Below are 18911 nucleotides of genomic sequence, written 5' to 3'. Positions count from 1 at the left end.
TTATTTTAATTCTCCAGCTTTTCTTTAATATACTTTGCTGTATGAGATTTTTTATTTTTTGCCAGTTCTTCCGGTGTTCCTGTAAAAACAACTTCACCGCCATGTTTTCCTGCTTCCGGACCGATATCAATAATGTAATCTGCAGATTTAATGATATCAGGTTGATGTTCAATTACAATCACAGAATGCCCCAGATCAATTAAAGCCTGTAAAGACTTCAGCAATTTCTGAATATCATGGAAATGCAGCCCTGTTGAAGGTTCATCAAAAATAAATAACGTCTTATCTGTGGTTACACCTTTTACAAGGAATGATGCCAGTTTTACACGCTGTGCTTCACCACCGGAAAGGGTAGAAGAGCTCTGTCCAAGCTGCAGGTATCCTAAACCTACGTCCTGTAATGGTTTTAATTTGGTAGCGATTTTTTCTTCTTTATTATCTTTGAAAAATTCAAGTGCTTCATCCACAGTCATGTGAAGAATGTCTGAAATATTTTTCTCGTCGTACTTTACTTCCAGAATTTCACTTTTGAAACGGGTTCCTTTGCAAACTTCACACTCCAGTTCAATATCTGCCATAAACTGCATGGAAACGTTGATAACGCCTTCTCCTTTACATTCATCGCATCTTCCGCCATCTACGTTAAAGGAAAAATGTTTAGGTTTATAACCCATCATTTTGGCAACTTTCTGCTTAGCGAAAAGATCTCTGATGTCGTCATAGGCTTTAAGATACGTTACAGGATTGGATCTTGAAGACTTTCCGATAGGATTCTGGTCAATCAGTTCAATATGCTGGATCAGTTTTTTCGGAAAATCCACAGCGTCATAATCTCCTTTTTTACCGCCCATTCCAAGCTGAATCTGGATATCATTGGTAAGAATTTCCTTCATTAAAGTCGATTTCCCGCTTCCTGAAACTCCCGAAATTACAACAAGATTTTCCAAAGGAACATCTACATCAATATTTTTTAAATTATTTTGTCTTGCTCCCTTTATATGAATCCATTCTTTACCTTTTCTCCGCTTTTTGGGAACTTCAATTTCCAGTCTTCCGGTAAGATATTTTGAAGTTAATGTATCTGCATCTTTCAATTCTTTGTAATCCCCGGCAAAAACCAATTCTCCGCCAAGATAACCGGCTTCAGGACCAATATCAATAATATAATCTGCCGCTTTCATTACGTCTTCATCATGTTCCACAACAATTACGGTGTTGCCAAGATCACGGAGATTCTGCAAAACTTCAATCAGGTTTTCTGTATCTCTTGAATGCAGTCCGATTGAAGGTTCATCCAGAATATAAATGGAACCCACCAAAGAACTTCCCAGACTTGTTGCTAGATTTATTCTCTGACTTTCTCCGCCGGAAAGCGTGTTGGAGGTTCTGTTTAAGGTTAAATATCCTAAACCGACTTTCAGTAAAAACTCCAGTCGGGTTGTAATTTCGTATAATAATCTTTTGGCAACTTCCTGATCGTGATCAGATAATTTTAAGCTTTTAATTAAAGGAAAAAGTTCATCCAAAGGAAGTTCGATCATTGATTGGATATTATGTCCGTCGATTTTCACCCAGCTCGTTTCTTCACGCAATCTCAAGCCTTCGCAAGCCGGACAAAGAGTCTTTCCGCGATAACGTGAAAGCATGACACGGTACTGAATTTTATACAGATTTTCCTCAAGCATTTTGAAGAAATTGTCAATCGATGGGAACATGCTTTTTCCGTCTCCTTTCCAAAGGTATTTTTTCTGGTCTTTGGTTAATTGATGATATGGCTTATGAATCGGGAAATCTTTTGCTTTTTTAATGAAATCCTTTTTCCATTCGCTCATGCTTTCGCCTTTCCATGAAGCAACCGCATCTTCAAAAACGGATAGTGTTTTGTTGGGAATAACTAAATCTTCATCAATTCCGATCACTTTTCCGTATCCTTCACAAGTGGGACAGGCTCCGTAAGGATTATTAAAGCTGAAAAAATGGACATTCGGTTCTAAAAACTCGATTCCGTCCAGTTCAAATTTGTTTGAAAATTCTTTTACTTTTCCGGTATCTACATTTTTTAACGAACAATATCCCCTACCTTCATAAAAAGCCATCTGAATAGAGTCTGCCAAACGCTGTAAAAAGCTTTCATCTTCTTCATAAGTAAAACGATCGATGACCAGATTAATTTCCATTCCCTTTTCTGGGGTAAAACCAAAACTTTCCAGATCTTCGATTCCTGCAACATTCCCATTAATTTCAAGTCTTGTAAAACCTGCTAATTTCAGAACATTTAAATTTTCGCTAAAATTCTCGGCATCGTAATCGTAAGGAGCCGTTAATAGAAACGAAGTTTCTTTTTTTGAAGATTTAATGAAATCCACCACATCAGAAACTGAATCCTTTTTCACTTCTTCACCCGAAACCGGCGAATACGTTTTCCCGATTCTCGCGAAAAGAAGTTTCATATAATCATAAATCTCGGTAGAAGTTCCTACTGTAGATCGGGGATTGGAAGAAATTACTTTTTGCTGGATGGCAATGGAAGGAGCCAACCCTTTAATATCGTCAACTTTAGGTTTCTCGAGTTTTCCTAAAAACTGACGTGCATAAGAGCTTAAACTCTCTACATACCTTCTCTGTCCTTCCGCATAAATCGTATCAAAAGCCAGTGAAGATTTTCCGCTTCCGGAAACTCCTGTAATAACGATCAGTTTATTTTTCGGGATAAGAACATCTATGTGTTTCAGATTGTTAAGGTGTGCATTCTTAACGAAAATCTGTTTTTTAATATCTATATCTGTTGTATAAGCCATAGTAAAATTAAGACTAACAAAATTACGAATTTTTAATCGGATTGAATGTACTATATGGCGACTATTTACAATTCTACACAGTGTGAATTTTAATATTGTATATTCTGAAGAGTATTATAATTCTTAATTAATTTTAATTCTCACTTCTTTGAAAAACGGATGAAGAAAGGTAAGTATGTACAATCCTACACCACAGCCTTTTGTATTTGAATGTATGCTCAGCTATTTTCAGGAGTATGCTGCCTGTTTTTAGAAAAATATAGAAACTTTAACTAAAATTTAATAATATGCTTGAAAACTGTTCGTTTAAATAATTGCTAATATTGCAATACCATGATTAACACAAATTTTAATTCTATACTGGAGTTAATACAGACTTTCTCTTCCGAGCAGGTCTGCATTGAGTATCTTGAACAAATGAGATGGGGCGGAATTGTTGAAAGTCCGTTCGACTCTGCTTCTAAAGTGTATAAATGCAGTAAAAATCGCTACAAATGCAGGAACACCGGAAAATATTTTAACGTTAAAACCGGTTCCATGTTTGAGAATACTAAAATCAGCCTGCAGAAATGGTTTCTGGCGATATGGCTCCTCACATCCGGAAAAAAAGGAATCAGTTCTGTTCAGCTTGCAAAGGATATCGGAGTAACGCAGAAAACAGCTTGGTTTCTGTCGCACCGTATACGTGAATGTTTCGGCATTGAAAATAATAATGAACTTGCAGGAGATGTGGAATGTGACGAAACATTTATTGGCGGCAAGAACAGAAACAGGCACCGTCATAAAAAAGTAGAATATTCTAAAAACCGTAATTTTCCGGATAAAGTTCCTGTTGTAGGAATGCTGCAAAGAGGTGGTAAAATGAATGCATACGTTGTAAACGATACCAAAAAAGCCAGTATTCAGCCGTTTATCTATCAATATGTAATTTCCGAAAATACCCGCTTAATAAGTGATGAATGGTGCGGATATAAAGGATTGGGTACATCTTATTTTCATTTGGTCGTTGATCATTCCAAAAAAGAATATGTTAATTCTGAAGATAAATCTATACATACCAATACGATTGAAGGGTGCTGGAAAATTCTTAAAAATTCTGTCTCTGGAATTTATAATTTTGTATCTAAGAAGCATCTTCAAAAATATGTAAATGAATTTATTTATAAGTTCAACTTGAGATATATATCCAGCAACGAAAGATTTACATATCTGCTCAAAAAATGCACGGTTAGAACCAAATACGAGGATCTTATTAAATAAAAAAACAATTATTATTAATTATTTTGTATACGAATCATTGTTTTCGGGTAATTTTACGGAATGCCATATTAAGTCTTATATTTAAATCATAAATTTGTGATTTATATATGTTCTGATGGGGATTGGTTTCTTTTTTTAGATGCAAAAAAATGCTGATAAAAATAAGTTTTCTTTCAGAAAAACATAAATAATGACTATTTTAACACTTGAAATATGTTACCTGAACTATTAAAACAAAAAAAAATAAAAAGTATTTTTTTTAAGGAGGAAGAATACTTTGATGTAGCGGATATTAAAAAGAATCATCCCGATTTGAAAATTGATGTCAGCCGTATTATCCTTGTTAAAAAGTTACAGTTTATAAAAGCTGAAGATGTATCTTTAGTATCAGACTTTGATAATACGATAAAAAATATTTTTAAAAATAAAAAATAAGAGATTAAATTTCTGAAAGATAAGTTTTTTTAAGTTTGTGGTATTGCTTTTTATTTTAAAATTTGTTAAAATTGCAGTCATAAATATGTAATATAGAAATGAGAAAATTATTCAGACATCTTATTACACATTTAATGAGAAAAAGATAACGAAATTACTTCCCGGGATGCGATATTACTGTCGCATCTTTTTTTATGACAACTATCATTTGTCATTCTTCATGATCTCCAGTACTTTTGCGCTGACGAAACTAACTGAGAATAAAACTGATTATGATTAAAAAAATACTTCCTGTTTTTCTTGTAGGAACATTCTGCTTTACGCACGCACAGGAAAAATCAACCGATATTGAGACCATTGAGGTTCAGGGAAAACTTATTTCAACACCTTACAAAACAGCCAATCAGAATATCACGATCATTACAAGAGAAGACATCATTAATTCTCCTGCAAAAAGCATCGATGAAATTCTTCAGCAGGTTCCGGGAATGGATATCAGAAGGAGAGGAGCGAATGGTGTGCAGAGTGATATCGGCTTTAGAGGAAGCTCTTTTGAACAGGTTCTGCTGCTTCTTAACGGAATCAGGATGAATGATTCGCAGACCGGACATAACTCCATGAATCTTCCTGTTGATCTTGATGATGTCGAAAGAATTGAAGTAATCAAAGGTCCTGCAGCAAGACGATTCGGGCAGAATGCCTATGCCGGAGTAATTAATGTGATTACAAAAACAAATCCGGGAAAAAGAGTAAAGATAAGCGCAGAAGGAGGAGATTATAAAACTTACGGTTTTGGTCTGAACGCACAGCTTGGAAATGAAAAATTTTCCAATTCTTTACAGGCTAATTCTGCAGGTTCAGAAGGCTATATGTATAATACAGATTATGAGATCAGAAATGTATTTTATCAGAGTAAACTGAATATAAAAGAAGGTGATATCAGACTTCAGGCTGGTTTTTCTGAGAAGAAATTCGGAGCAAATGGTTTTTATGCTTCAAAAGCGGCTACCGAACAGTATGAAGAAACGCAGGCTTCAATTGTAAGTTTAGCCCATCAGCAAAGATTCGGAAAGTTAAAACTCAGCTCAAATGTGTACTGGAGAAGAGGGCAGGATATGTATCTTTTCAACAGGCAGAAACCTGAAATTTACCGTAATATGCACATCGGAAATAATGTAGGAGGAGAAGTAAATTCTACTTACGAATGGGGATTGGGAACAACAGGAATAGGAGTAGAATTAAGGAAAGAATTTCTGGTAAGCAACAATCTGGGAGAAAGAAATCGTTTTGTATCGCAGGTTTTCTTTGAACACCATTTTTCTTTACTCGACAAAAAATTAAACATCAGTCCCGGAATTTCCTGGGCAAATTATTCCAAAGAAGGAAACTTTTTTTATCCCGGTCTGGATGTAGGATTTAGCTTTAACCCCAACAATAAAATTTACGGGAATATTGCAAAAGTTCACAGGGTTCCTACTTTCACAGATTTGTATTATGTAAGCAAAACAGAGGTTGGAAATCCGAATCTGAAACCTGAAAGTGCGGTTTACGCAGAATTGGGATATCAGTATCAGACAAAAAATATTCTGGCAAAAGTGAGCGGATTCCTTCGGGATTCCGGAAATGCAATCGACTGGACTAAAATTAAGCCGAATGATGCAGTCTGGTATGCACAGAACATAGGAGATACCACCTTAAAAGGAATTGAAGCGGAATTGAATCACAGATTAAATGAATGGCTGAAATATACAGTCGGTTACACGTATCTGGATAACAAAGCGAATCAGTCTGGTAATTTTGTGGCAAGATATGTTCTGGATAATTTAAAACATCAGTTTATTGCAAAGCTGGAAACAAAATTCCTGAAAAACTTTACCAATGAATTGGTTTACCGTTATAATGAAAGACTGAACAATGGAAGCTATAATCTTCTTGATGAAAAACTGAGTTTTGCCAAAAAAGATTTTTCCGTGTATGTTTTAATTAATAATTTAACAAATACTTCATATACAGAAACTTTCGGTGTACAAATGCCGCAAAGATGGTTCCATATTGGTTTTTCTTACAATATTAATATTAAGTAAATGTTAATTAATGATGAATGAAAGTTAATATTACGAAATTGTTAATTCATTTACATTTGCAAAAATTTTACTAGATGAAACTGTTTGTGAGTTTGAGTTTACTTTTAGGTGTTACATTTCTTAAAGCACAGGAACATATTTCCAGCTTCAATGCAGTCACCATCACTTACAAATTTCATCCTAAATTTTTTCTTTATCTGGAAGGTCAGTCAAGAGGAATTCAAGAATTTACATACTCCGATTACTACGAAATAAAAGGAGGATTGGGGTATAATCTTACCAAAAATCATAAGCCTTTCATCGGAATGGGAAGATATGCAACCTATAAAGACCATTCTATCAACAAAGAAGAGTTCCGTGTGTGGTTACAGGATGTAATCGATGTTAAAAAAGGGGTTGTAAAGTTCGAAAACAGATTCCGTGCAGAAAAATCATGGTTTCACGAACCTCAGGCGGATAAAAATTCCGAAAGAATGCGTTATCGTTACCGTCTGAATGTAAGTGTTCCCCTTAATGCAAAAGAAGTAAAAAAAGGAACTGTTTTTGCCAATGCATACGATGAGGTTTTCTTTGTGAGTCCTGCAAAACCGACTTTCGCAAGAAATAGAGTGTATGTTGGCGGTGGTTATCAGATCGATAATAGTGTGGGAGTTGCTGCAGGGTATCTTTGGCAGAGAGAATTCAATGCTTCTTCAAACCAGAATTTTCATTTCCTGTATGTTGCTTTAAACATTAATATCGACGGAACCAAACATCCAGTTAAAACATTTGATTATCCCGGAGCGGATTAATGTACTTTTTCCAGTCTTTTCTGATATTCAATAAGCTCTTCTTTAAAATCAATGTAAATTTTATTGATTATTGCCTGATATTCGTTAATTAAAGAAAATAAAACATCCACTTCTTTCTGAATGTATTTGTCATGATTGAAATAAATATATTCGGAACTGATGAAATCTTTAAGAAGCTGCTTATTTTCAGTCGTTAAAAAGTCTTTGTAGGCAGATTCTTCCATGAAATGTTTCAAAATATCTTTAAACGGTTTTTCGTTCTTTAGTAAAACAGCTCTGTGCTTACGGATTTCCTCCAACGGCAAAGTAACCATCATAAATTCCAGATGAGGCGTAAAATTGTTAATGGAATTCTGGAAAATATCAAACTCTTTATCCAGCAAAGCAAATTTTCTGTATTTAGCTGCTAAAATTTCCTTTTCATGATTATCAGCAATGCTGTAAAAGTATCTGAAAATACGAATGTCATTTTCTAACAACTGCTTATTCAGATCTTCGGATTCTTCTTTAATTTTAGGAACCAGAAGTCTTGCTTCTCTGGATTTGTATAGCTTTCCCGTGTAGGTAAAGGTTTTAACAGCTTTAGGATTTTCAGCAAGATAATTCAAAGTATACAAATCACTTTCTGTTCCCGCCTTTTCATAAACCAGAGAAACATACTGATCGCTGAAGAAGTCCTCTTTTTCTACCAATTCAGTATCTTTTATAAGTTCATCAATGTTTTCCAAAACAGGATTGTGACTTTCATAATATCCGTTGAATGCAGAATTTATCAGTTTGTAAGGATATTTTTCATTGTAAAGCTGAAGGAACTGATCATTATTACCAATAACTTCACCCGCATTTTTAATATTGTACAGCGTTAAATATTTGCTTGTCAGAATCCTGCATATTTCCGTATATCCGCGGATTATATTTTTTGCAAGATCGTTATTTTCAGGATTGTTTTTTGTCTGATTTTTCCGGATCATTTCAACTCTTTTGTCCGTTTCGGGATGAAAAGACCATTGATCTTCAATTTTTACTTTTGTCTTATTATATCGGGTAATATCTTCAAGATCAATTTTCGGAAGATCATGCTCAAATAAATGATTGTTTCTTTCACCAAAAATCTTCATCAGTAAGCTTTGGTTTTCAAATAAATTTTCAGGCAGATATTTATTCCCGCTCTCTGCATAAAACATAAAAGAACTGTTGAACGCCGCATTGCTTAAATCCAGCCTTAATAAAGATGAAGTCTGCTCTTTCGGATTAGTAACGTAAGTCGCCACTGCATCCGCATGAAACTCCATTTCTCTTCGCAATGAAGCATTGTTTTTAAAAAGAAAATCTGAAAAGATCTTTAAAATAAACTGAAAGACATTAATGAAAGCTACAGAAATTAATCCGGCAAGCTGAAATGCCCATTGTCCTGATCCGTGTCTGATCGAATTTTCAAAATCTTTATTGTTGTAAACCGTATCAAAAATAATTTTTTCTGCCTGATTTACATATCCTCCGATTTTCATGCTTCGCTGTGAGAAATGTCCGAATTCATGCGCTAAAACGCTTTTAAGTTCGCCTACAGTTAAAGAATTTACCAGCCCGATCCCGATGGTAAGATTCTTTTTAACAGGCAAAAACATACTCCAGAAAAGAGAATTGTAGCTTACACTTGCGTTTACTTCCGGCGACAAAAAAACTTTTCCCGGTCTGCTTACTTTTGTTTCCAGAATAATTTCATCAATAATGGCAAACAGTTCCGGCTGAGCTTTTCTATCTACTTCAATTAAATGTTTTGTGCTGTAATTTTTCCTGATGAAGATAAATTTTATTAAAAAATAAAAAACAATAAGCCCGATACTTATCATCCCCAAAGCAATAATAGCAGTAAAATAGCTGGGGTGAAATGTTACAAGATTTATTGCTCCATAACCCAGCAGGAAAATCAGCAGCAACGATATGAGAATCAGGATAAAATAAACAATAAAGAATACGGATATTGATATAACAGCAGAAATCAGCTTAGAACGGTAAGCCGATGAAATAGGAGGCAGGTTATTAGTCATTATGTGTTTTTTTATAATTTTCTAGTATTTCTCGATCAGATAATGATAGGCTTTCAGGTATTTATTAAATCTCTTAATGTCTTTGGAAGTAAGTTCTCTGTTTACCCTTCTAAGATCCATATTATCACGCAGATCATTCAGTTTTACGGCAACCGCAAGAGGAGAACGTTCTGTTCTTCGTACAAAATCATCATATTCTTCGTTGGGATCGAATTTTGTGAGACAGCTTATCGCAAAAATAATATACTCGGGAAATCCCTGATCTCTCAGATAATCAAGGCTGAATTCCTGAGGATGATCCTCCACAACGTCGTGCAAAACCCCTACAATTTTTTCGTCCAGTGTTTTTCCGTATTCCATTACCCGCATTACGTGTGCAATATAAGGTGCATGATATTTATCGGTTTGTCCTTTATGTGCCTTATCGGCTATTTTTATTGCTCTGTGGAGCATTTCTTCTTTTGTCATCTTATGTAAAGTAGAGTACAAAAATAAAAAATGCCTCAACATTCTGAGACATTTTACAAAAATTATTTTATGATATCTTTTTTAATCAAGCTCTTCTTCCACAGATGCGTTTGGCGCATTGTTTTTTACGGATTCGATGCCTTTTTCCATGCCGTTATCAGATTCATACATCTGGCTGCTTCCGATAATCTGCCCGTTTGTTGCTTTAAGATTAAAATAAGAACGTCCGTCTTTTGCGGTAAGCCTTTCAAATTTAGAATCGTCCTGAGCGTTTTTTCTTACCGATTCAATGCCATTCTGGCAACCGGCTTTAGAACTGTAGCCTTCGCTGGAAAGGATAACCTGTCCGTTTGCGGCTTTTAAATTAAATTGAAACTCACCGTTTTTTCTTGTAGAAATAATAAATTTTCCCATGTGTATAATTTTAAGATTTGTTTATTTTGATGATGACGGAGCCTGTTTCGCAATCTCTTCTTTTTCCGGAATTTCCGGAGAGATGGAATTCAGCATTCTGTAATCATTTTTATCCTGTCTTTGATCTTTTAGGCTGGAATATTCTGTACCTTCTTTGGGTTTTGCAGAGGGCATTTTATACAGATTTTTTTTATCTGCTTTTTGTGGGGGCTGGATCTCTTTAGAATCAATTTTATAAATTCCGGCAGAATCTGTTCTTGGAATTAATTGTTTTCTGATCTTTTGCTGAGCCGTAAGTGATGCTGAAAACAATAGAATTGCTAATAATGTTATTTTCATTTTTTTGTATTTTCGTTAAAAGTATAAAAAATAATTGAATTTTAAAATGGTTAAAAATAATATTGAAAAGACAATTGAATATTATTTTTTATTACTTCCATAATATTTTAATAAAAAAATCCCGAAATTATTTTCGGGATTTTCTATTGCATCAAACTATTTTTAATAGTTTCCTTTTTCAATAAAATGAGCTGCCACTTTTTCTGTTAATGCAACCACATTAGGGTGGTTGGTATACTTCGTGAATCTTCTTAATCCTGAAAGCATCATTCTCTGCTCGTCACCTTCTGCAAAAGAAACAATTCCTTCTTTTGCTGCCACGATAATTTTTTCAACCGCTTTGTAAAGATTTAGCTGAGCCATTGCTGCTTCCACAGAATCAGGAGAGAAGTGTTTTTCTGCTCTTAAAACTGCAGATTCTGCCATATAGATCTGATTAAGAATTTCGGAAGCGTTTAACAATAAATGCTGCTGTTTCTCTATATCCATCATGTATTTCTGAAGCGCTGCTCCGGAAACCATTAAGAATACTTTTTTAAGATTCGCAATAATTGCTTTTTCTTTGCTCATGAAAGCTGAATAATCCGGAACTTCGAATGAAGGAATTCCCATCAATTCTTTGCTGATCGCCATTGCCGGAGATAATAAGTCTAATTCTCCTTTCATCGCTTTCTTGATGAGCATTCCAACCGCTAATAATCTGTTGATTTCGTTGGTACCTTCATAAATTCTTGAAATTCTTGAATCTCTCCATGCTGCTTCCATCGGAGTATCTTCAGAGAATCCCATTCCTCCGTATACCTGAATTCCTTCATCGGCAGTATGCTGCGCAAGATCTGAAACGAAAACTTTAAGAATTGAACATTCAACCGCGAATTCCTCAACTCCTTTGAGTTCTGCTGCCTGATGATCCATTCCTCCTGCAACAAGTTCTTCGATTTTGTCTTCAATATTTTTTGCTGCTCTGTAAGATCCTGCTTCACTTACGAAAACTCCGGTTGCCATTTCAGCCAGTTTCTTTCTGATCGCCCCGAAAGTTGAAATAGAAACGCCGAACTGTTTTCTTTCATTGGAATACTGGATAGAGTGATTTAAAATTCTTCTTTGTGCATCAAGACAAGCCGCTGCTAATTTGATACGGCCAACATTCAATGCATTTAAAGCGATTTTAAATCCGTTGTTTCTTTCTCCTAAAAGGTTTTCAACAGGAATTTTCATATCATTAAAGAAAACCTGACGGGTAGAAGAGGCACGAATACCTAATTTATGTTCTTCTTCACCAAAAGTAAGGCTTTCAGGATTTTCCAGTTCTGAACGGTTGATTACGAAACCTGTAATGTTTTTATCATCATCAATTTTGGCAAACAAAGTAAAAGTATCTGCAAATCCTGCATTGGAAATCCACATTTTCTGTCCGTTGATGATGTAATGTTTTCCGTCTTCAGACAATTTTGCTCTTGTTTTTCCTGAATTGGCATCAGAACCGGCATCCGGTTCAGTAAGGCAATAAGCTCCGAATTTTGTTCCCGCAGCTAAGTCCGGAAGATATTTTTGTTTCTGAGCTTCTGTTCCGTAAAGAACGATCGGAAGGGTACCGATTCCTGTATGCGCCCCATAAGCTGTTGCCAATGAACCTGTAACTCCGGAAATGTAATCGCAGGCAAGCATGGTTGTTACGAATCCCATTCCCAGACCTCCGTAATTTTCAGGAACAGCAATTCCCAATAATCCCATTTCTCCAAGCTTACGCATCACTTCTTCCGTAAATGCATAATCTTTTTTCTCGAAACGTTCTTTTTGCGGAACTACCTCTCTGTCTATAAATTCTTTCGCAGAATCGCGAAGCATTTTTTGTTCTTCATTCAGTTCTTCAAGACTGAAAATTTCGTTTGCAGGAATTTCTTTAATTAAGAATTCTCCACCTTTTACTATATTTCCCATTTAATATTTGATTTTTTTCTTTTTTAGTTATAATAATTCAAAGATTGAAGCTGCTCCCTGTCCTGTTCCAACGCACATGGAAACCAAACCATATTTATTTCCGCGTTTTCTCATTTCGTCAAGAAGTTGAACCGTTAATTTTGTTCCGGTACATCCAAGAGGGTGACCTAAAGCAATTGCACCACCGTTTACATTTAAAATATCCGGATTTAAATCCAGTTCTTTTTTGATTGCAACCGATTGTGAGGCAAATGCTTCGTTCAGTTCGATAAGCTCAATATCTTTTAATTCCAGACCTGCCTGTTTTAACGCTTTTGGGATTGCATAAATTGGTCCCATTCCCATAATTCTTGGTTCCAATCCTGTTGCTGCATAAGCAACAAGTCTTGCTTCAGGTTCAAGTCCTAATTCTTTTACCATTTCTTCGCTCATGACCATTACGAAGGCGGCTCCGTCGCTCATCTGGGATGAGTTTCCGGCGGTTACGCTTCCACCGTTGGCAAAAACTGGTCTCAATTTCGCAAGACCTTCAAGTGACGTATCTGCTCTCGGACCTTCATCAACAGAGAAATCAAACTTTTTAGTCTGCATTTTCTGGTTTTCATCTAAGAAATTATATTCAACAGGAATGGGAACGATCTGATTTTTAAATTTTCCTTCCTGATTTGCTTTTAAAGCTTTCATGTGAGATTCAAACGCAAACTGATCCTGTTCTTCTCTCGTAATTTTATATTGCTTGGCAACTTCTTCTGCAGTGTAACCCATTCCCCAGTAATAATCAGGATTTGTTTTGGCAATCTGAGTTTCAGGAACCGGTTTGTAACCACCCATCGGAATGTAAGACATCGATTCTGTACCTCCTGCAATAATGCAGTCTGCCATTCCTGCCTGAATTTTTGCAGAAGCAATCGCAATCGCCTCACTTCCGGAAGCGCAATATCTGTTTACGGTAACTCCGGGAACTTTGTCAGTGTTAAGACCCATTAAAGAAATCAGACGTGCCACATTCAAGCCCTGTTCAGCTTCCGGCATCGCATTTCCTACGATAAGGTCATCGATTCTGTTTTTGTCTAATTGCGGAAGTTCAGCCATTAATTTTTCAATTACGGTTGCCGCCATTACATCGGGTCTTGTAAATCTTAAACTTCCTTTTGGAGCTTTTCCAACGGCAGTTCTGAACCCTTTTACTATATATGCTGTCTTTGACATTTGTTTATTTTATTAAGTTAAATATGCTTATTATGGGATTTACCGTAGATGCAAATTTTGAAGATATATCTAAAAATTTTGCTAATTTCTCAGTATTACTTTTTTTAATTATTTCTTTTTCTTCTTCAGAAAGCTCATTTAATTCATCGATTAACCTCTCAACATGATTAATTCCAATCTTAGTTAAACCTAAATAACTATATGATTTGAAAATTCCTTCACTTAATAAAAAATCTAAATTTTTATTGAAATAGTTTACTTCAAAATCATCTTCGAGCAATTCTTTGATTGATTCTTTAATTTTCATACAATCAGTTCCTTGACTTACATCCATATGTCCATTACTCAAGAAATAACTTTTTAAAAGAATTAAATTTCTATATAAATTATTTTTATCTTTGAGATCAACCCAAACATTCCCCATAATTTTTAATTTCTCAACGGTTTACCATTCTGTAACATATACTGAATTCTTTCCAGTGTTTTTCTTTCCCCACAAAGCTGTAAAAATGTTTCTCTTTCGAGATTCAATAGATACTGCTCTGTTACAACCGTTGGTTCAGAAAGATTTCCACCTACCATTACGTTGGCTAACTTATCTGCAATTTTCTTATCATGCTCAGAAATATAATTTCCGGTTAACATCTGGTCTGTTCCTACGTAGAACATTCCTAAAGCGTCTTTACCTAAAACTTTTACTTTTTGCTCGATAGGTTGCGTATAACCGTGTTCTGCTAAACTTTTAGCCAACATTTTCGCAGTTTTAATTTGGGTTCTCTTATCTACGGAAACAATATCTTTTCCATGTTCCAAAATTCCCATATCGTAAGCTTCATAAGCAGAAGTTGCCACTTTACCCATCGCAATATTCATGAAAGCCTCACGAAGTCTGTTGTTTTTAACATCATCGCTGTGGAATTCTCTTGAAGTTCTTAAGGTTAGTTCCTTGGTTCCTCCACCGCCAGGAATTACACCCACTCCGGTTTCTACCAATCCGATATACGTTTCTGCTGCAGCAACCACTCTGTCGGCGTGCATCGTCATTTCGCAACCTCCACCAAGTGTCATTCCGTGAGGAGCAACCACTACAGGAATAGAGGAGTAACGAACTCTCATCATTGATTTCTGGAAGTAGGCAATTGCCATATTCAGATCATCCCAGTCCTGCTCGATAGCCATCATTAAAATCATCGCTAAATTCGCTCCGACAGAGAAATTTGTGCCCTGATTTCCTACAACCAATCCGTCATATTCTTTTTCAGCTAAATCAATTGCTCTGTTTAAGCCATCCAGAACTTCACCTCCCAAAGAATTCATTTTGGAACGGATTTCAAAGTTGATAATGCCATCCCCTAAATCCTGTATTGCAGAACCGGAGTTGCTCCAAAGCGTTTTATTTTTTCTGATATTATCTAAAATAATGAAAGAATCCTGTCCCGGAATTGTATTGTAAACTCCTGAATTTTTATCAACGTAAATACTTTGTCCTTCATCATTCACTTTATAGAAAAACTCAACGTTTTTCACCCAGTCTGAAACTTCGTAACCTGCTTCTTTAGCCAGTTCAATACCTTTTTGAACGCCTACAGCATCCCAGATTTCAAAAGGACCGTTTTCCCAGCCAAAACCGGCTCTCATTGCATCGTCGATTTTGTAAACCTCATCGGAAATCTCAGGAACTTTATGAGAAACGTAGGCGAATAATGCACCCAAAGATTTTCTGTACAATTCTCCCGCTTTATCCTTTCCGCCGATTAAAACTTTGAATCTGTCAATCGGCTTGTCGATATTTTTAGTTAATTCTAAAGTCGCAAAAGAAGATTTGCCCTGAAGTTCGTATTCTAAAGTATCAAGGTTTAATCCGTGAATTTCAGATTTTCCTTCTGCATTTTTCACTTTTTTATAGAAACCTCCATCTGTTTTGGATCCTAACCATTTATTATCAACCATTTTCTGGATGTAATCCGGAAGGGCAAAAACATTATTGAAGTCATTGGCTTCAGCTCCGCTTTGGCGAACACCGTTTGCCACCATTACCAATGTATCAAGACCTACAACATCCGCTGTTCTGAAGGTCGCAGATTTTGGACGCCCAATTACCGGACCTGTTAATTTATCAACTTCAGAAACAGTCAACCCTAATTTCTGGACATTGTGAAGCAGATCCATCATAGAGAAAACGCCGATTCTGTTGGCGATAAATGCAGGAGTATCTTTTGCTAAAACGGTTGTTTTTCCTAAGAATTTTGCTCCGTAATTCATGTAGAAGTCAATAACTTCAGGAGCGGTATCGTTTGTAGGAATGATCTCTAAAAGAGGAAGATATCTTACAGGATTAAAGAAGTGTGTTCCTGCAAAATAATGTTTGAAATCCTCGCTTCTTCCTTCTGTTAAAAGGTGAATAGGGATTCCGGAAGTATTGGAAGAAATCAATGTTCCCGGTTTCCTGAACTGCTCAATTTTTTCGTAAACGGATTTTTTGATGTCAAGTCTTTCAACCACAACTTCAATAATCCAGTCTGTATTTTTTATTTTTGGTAAATCATCATCAAAGTTTCCAACCTTTATCCTGTCTGCGAATTTTGGAGAGTAGAGTAGAGCCGGACTTGCTTTTTTGAGTTTTTCAAAGTTTTCCGAAGCGATTCTGTTTCTTACCGCTTTGTCATCTTTGGTCAAACCTTTTTTCTGTTCTGCTTCAGAAAGTTCAAAAGGAACAATATCCAGCAACGAAACTTCTACACCAATATTGGCAAAGTGTGCTGCAATACCGCTTCCCATAATTCCTGAACCAAGAACTGTAACGTGTTTGATTCTTCTTTTCATTTGATTATATTTATTTTATTATTGGTCAGTTGTAACCTGACGGTTTGTTTAATTTATTATTTGTACTATTTAATTTTTTATTCTTCATGAAGATTTCAACTTTCAAACAAATTATTCTTCATCAGAATTTATTTTTTATTGTTTAAGTCGGTTGCTATTTTCATGATTTCACTCATCACTTCTTTGAAAGTGTCCAGTTTTTCAGGAGAGATTTTTTCCATTACCCTTTTGTTGAAATTTACCACAACTTCCTTAGAAAGATTTCTGGAGTTCAGACCTTTATCTGTAAGCTTTATAATGACTTCTCTTTTATCAGTTGTTGTTTTTTCCTTATAGATATATCCGTTGTCTTCCAGTAGTTTAATAATTCTTGTAAGGGAAGTAGGTTCAATTGCCATTTTCGGACCCAGATTTGTACTCCTTGTACCTTCTTTAGGATCAATTTTTAAAAGAGTAAGCGCCTGAACCGCCGTCGAATCGTGCTCCTGAGCTAATTCGGTATACATTTTAGAAACAGCTAACCATGTCTGTTTTAAAATAAGATCTACGTTTTCTATTTTTTCTTTATTGTTATCCATCATTTTTGCCGAATGGTTATAATCCAAATTTAGTAAATATTATGCATGCATAATATTTATTTACGTTAAATTTTGTTAAATAAATGATAATCAGATAATTAAATTATATGACAAGCATAATACTATGCATGCATAGTATATAACATATTCAAAAAAAAACGGGTATTAATGAATGGTTTTCAATAATTTAATGATTTCTTCAAAGGATTCGCATTGAAAAGATTCTGAATGATAAGTAATGTTCCAAAAGTTATCCTGAAACTCAAATTTTAAAGAAGAAAGATCTTTTTGAAAGTTTTTTTGCAGCAAAGAATACAGCATTTCTTTATACGCATCCGAGGCAATAATTTTCGGAGCAACAAAATTTTCATTAATCTGAAACAGCGAAGGATTGATTAATTCATCGTGCTGAAGTAAAACATCTTCTACAATTCCGGAAAACAGACTGCCTTCTTTTACATACCATATTTTGTCCGCAAATTCCTTGGCAAGCCGCCAGTCGTGAGACGAAAAGAGAATTAGTTTATTGTGCTCCTTGGCTAATTTCCTAAGGGTTTTGAGAATGATAATTTTGTTTTTTTCATCCAGATGTGTAGTCGGTTCATCCAGTATAATGATGGGAGCGTTTTGTGTGATGGCTCTTCCGATAAATGCTTTCTGAAGATTTCCGTCCGACAGATTTTTAAGCAAAGTATTTTTGTACTGTACAAGATCGAGTTCCTCAATAATATGCGAAACTTCTTCTCTGTCTTCTTTTTTCAGTTCAAAATAAAAAGGATAGTAAATATATTTTCCGAGAGAAATTAGATCTTCCACTGTATAATTCGGCGGAATTACCGAACTTGAAAAGACAGCCGCAATCTGTTCTGCAATCTCTTTAACAGAAAGATTTTTTACATTTTTATTATGGATTGATATTTCTCCGCTTAAAAGAGGAATCTGATGTAAAATAGATTTGATTAATGTTGTCTTTCCTACACCGTTGTTACCAATCAAAAGGCATACTTCTCCTAATTTCAGATGAGCTGTTGCATTTGAAATTAAGGTTTTGTGATAGCCAATGTTTGCTTGTTTAATTTGTAGGTGCATTATGGTTGGATTTTCGCTAAGGCGCAAAAATTTTTTGCAAAAATACTGTTTTAAGACGCAGGGAATTTGACTTTGTCAAATTTTTATTGCGTTCAATTATAAAAAATTTACAATTCTTGTCACCCCGTTTTTAAAAATATCAGATTGAAAGTTTAAAAGAAGTCCTAATTTACAACTTGTCATTTTGAGATAAGTTAGAAGTTGTGCTTTATGCGTTGAGTTAATATAATCAACAGTTTTTATCTCTAAAATTAATTTGTTTTCGACAATCATATCTAATCTGAACGCATTTTCAATTTTTAATTCTTCATATATAATTGGAAGTAATTTTTGTTTTTCTACGAAAAGTCCTGCTCTTGTCAGTTCATAAAACAGGCACTCTTCATAAACGTGTTCAAATAATCCGGCTCCTAGTTTTTTATGGATTTTTAATCCCGTCTCAAAGACAATTTTTGATAATTCGTTTTCTGTCATTTGTGTTATGTTTTTTATTTTATCCTGTGTTGGTTTTTCGCAAAGGCGCAAAGATTTCAAATTTTATACTGTTTTTAAGGCGCAAGAAAATCAAAGATTTTCAGCAAGTGTACTGCGTTAATTTTGCGATCCTAAATTTTATCAAAGATAAAATCATTGC

At 35.1% G+C, this 18911-nt stretch carries 16 protein-coding genes; 4 read left to right on the top strand and 12 right to left on the bottom strand.

From position 1 onward, the window contains the following. Positions 1-5 precede the first annotated feature (5 nt). Positions 6-2798, bottom strand: a complete 2793-nt coding sequence (gene uvrA, locus AC52CF_RS10345; protein WP_496518155.1) for an excinuclease ABC subunit UvrA — start codon at positions 2796-2798, stop codon at positions 6-8. 333 nt (positions 2799-3131) lie between these two features. On the opposite strand from uvrA, the gene AC52CF_RS10340 reads away from it, so the two are divergent. The 4 genes from AC52CF_RS10340 to AC52CF_RS10325 all read left to right on the top strand — a co-directional run bounded on the left by AC52CF_RS10340 (position 3132) and on the right by AC52CF_RS10325 (position 7368). Beyond that, positions 3132-4058: an IS1595 family transposase gene (locus AC52CF_RS10340; protein ID WP_496518154.1), complete on the top strand. Its 927-nt coding sequence runs from the start codon at positions 3132-3134 to the stop codon at positions 4056-4058. Between the two features lie 213 nt (positions 4059-4271). After that, positions 4272-4493, top strand: a complete 222-nt coding sequence (locus AC52CF_RS10335; RefSeq protein WP_214589676.1) for a hypothetical protein — start codon at positions 4272-4274, stop codon at positions 4491-4493. Positions 4494-4765: 272 nt separating this feature from the next. Continuing rightward, positions 4766-6577, top strand: coding sequence for a TonB-dependent receptor plug domain-containing protein (locus AC52CF_RS10330; protein ID WP_496518153.1), 1812 nt, complete (start codon positions 4766-4768; stop codon positions 6575-6577). 74 nt (positions 6578-6651) lie between these two features. Next, on the top strand, positions 6652-7368 hold the full coding sequence (locus AC52CF_RS10325) for a DUF2490 domain-containing protein (RefSeq protein WP_496518152.1): 717 nt from the start codon (positions 6652-6654) through the stop codon (positions 7366-7368). Here the strand turns inward: AC52CF_RS10325 and AC52CF_RS10320 are convergent. The 11 genes from AC52CF_RS10320 to AC52CF_RS10270 form a co-directional block, all read right to left on the bottom strand. Then, a complete protein-coding gene (locus AC52CF_RS10320) occupies positions 7365-9416 on the bottom strand; it encodes a M48 family metallopeptidase (protein WP_496518151.1) in 2052 nt (683 codons plus the stop codon). The two genes, AC52CF_RS10325 and AC52CF_RS10320, sit on opposite strands and share 4 nt — an antisense overlap. A 21-nt stretch (positions 9417-9437) precedes the next feature. Continuing rightward, complete coding sequence (locus AC52CF_RS10315) at positions 9438-9884, bottom strand: phosphohydrolase (RefSeq protein WP_235130864.1); 447 nt, start codon at positions 9882-9884, stop codon at positions 9438-9440. Between the two features lie 81 nt (positions 9885-9965). Then, on the bottom strand, positions 9966-10298 hold the full coding sequence (locus tag AC52CF_RS10310) for a YegP family protein (RefSeq protein ID WP_214589681.1): 333 nt from the start codon (positions 10296-10298) through the stop codon (positions 9966-9968). Positions 10299-10319: 21 nt separating this feature from the next. Continuing rightward, entirely contained in the window at positions 10320-10637 is a 318-nt protein-coding gene (locus AC52CF_RS10305) for a hypothetical protein (RefSeq protein WP_375181924.1), read from the bottom strand. A gap of 162 nt (positions 10638-10799) precedes the next feature. Beyond that, positions 10800-12578 carry an acyl-CoA dehydrogenase FadE gene (locus tag AC52CF_RS10300; RefSeq protein ID WP_375181923.1) on the bottom strand — a complete coding sequence of 593 codons (1779 nt, stop codon included), beginning with the start codon at positions 12576-12578 and terminating at the stop codon, positions 10800-10802. A gap of 27 nt (positions 12579-12605) precedes the next feature. After that, complete coding sequence (locus AC52CF_RS10295) at positions 12606-13787, bottom strand: acetyl-CoA C-acyltransferase (RefSeq protein ID WP_496518150.1); 1182 nt, start codon at positions 13785-13787, stop codon at positions 12606-12608. A 4-nt stretch (positions 13788-13791) separates the two neighbouring features. Further along, on the bottom strand, positions 13792-14211 hold the full coding sequence (locus AC52CF_RS10290; RefSeq protein ID WP_235130858.1) for a hypothetical protein: 420 nt from the start codon (positions 14209-14211) through the stop codon (positions 13792-13794). Between the two features lie 5 nt (positions 14212-14216). Further along, positions 14217-16610: a 3-hydroxyacyl-CoA dehydrogenase/enoyl-CoA hydratase family protein gene (locus AC52CF_RS10285; RefSeq protein ID WP_375181921.1), complete on the bottom strand. Its 2394-nt coding sequence runs from the start codon at positions 16608-16610 to the stop codon at positions 14217-14219. A gap of 128 nt (positions 16611-16738) precedes the next feature. After that, positions 16739-17188 carry a MarR family winged helix-turn-helix transcriptional regulator gene (locus AC52CF_RS10280; protein WP_076390553.1) on the bottom strand — a complete coding sequence of 150 codons (450 nt, stop codon included), beginning with the start codon at positions 17186-17188 and terminating at the stop codon, positions 16739-16741. A 165-nt stretch (positions 17189-17353) separates the two neighbouring features. Then, positions 17354-18277, bottom strand: a complete 924-nt coding sequence (locus AC52CF_RS10275) for an ABC transporter ATP-binding protein (protein WP_496518149.1) — start codon at positions 18275-18277, stop codon at positions 17354-17356. Between the two features lie 96 nt (positions 18278-18373). Then, positions 18374-18751, bottom strand: a complete 378-nt coding sequence (locus tag AC52CF_RS10270; RefSeq protein WP_214589688.1) for a GxxExxY protein — start codon at positions 18749-18751, stop codon at positions 18374-18376. Between the last annotated feature and the right edge of the window lie 160 nt (positions 18752-18911).

It is taken from the genome of Chryseobacterium sp. 2P (genome assembly GCF_059579425.1).
Note: the sequence above shows the minus strand (reverse complement) of the source record. Positions and strands in the feature narration are given on the sequence as shown.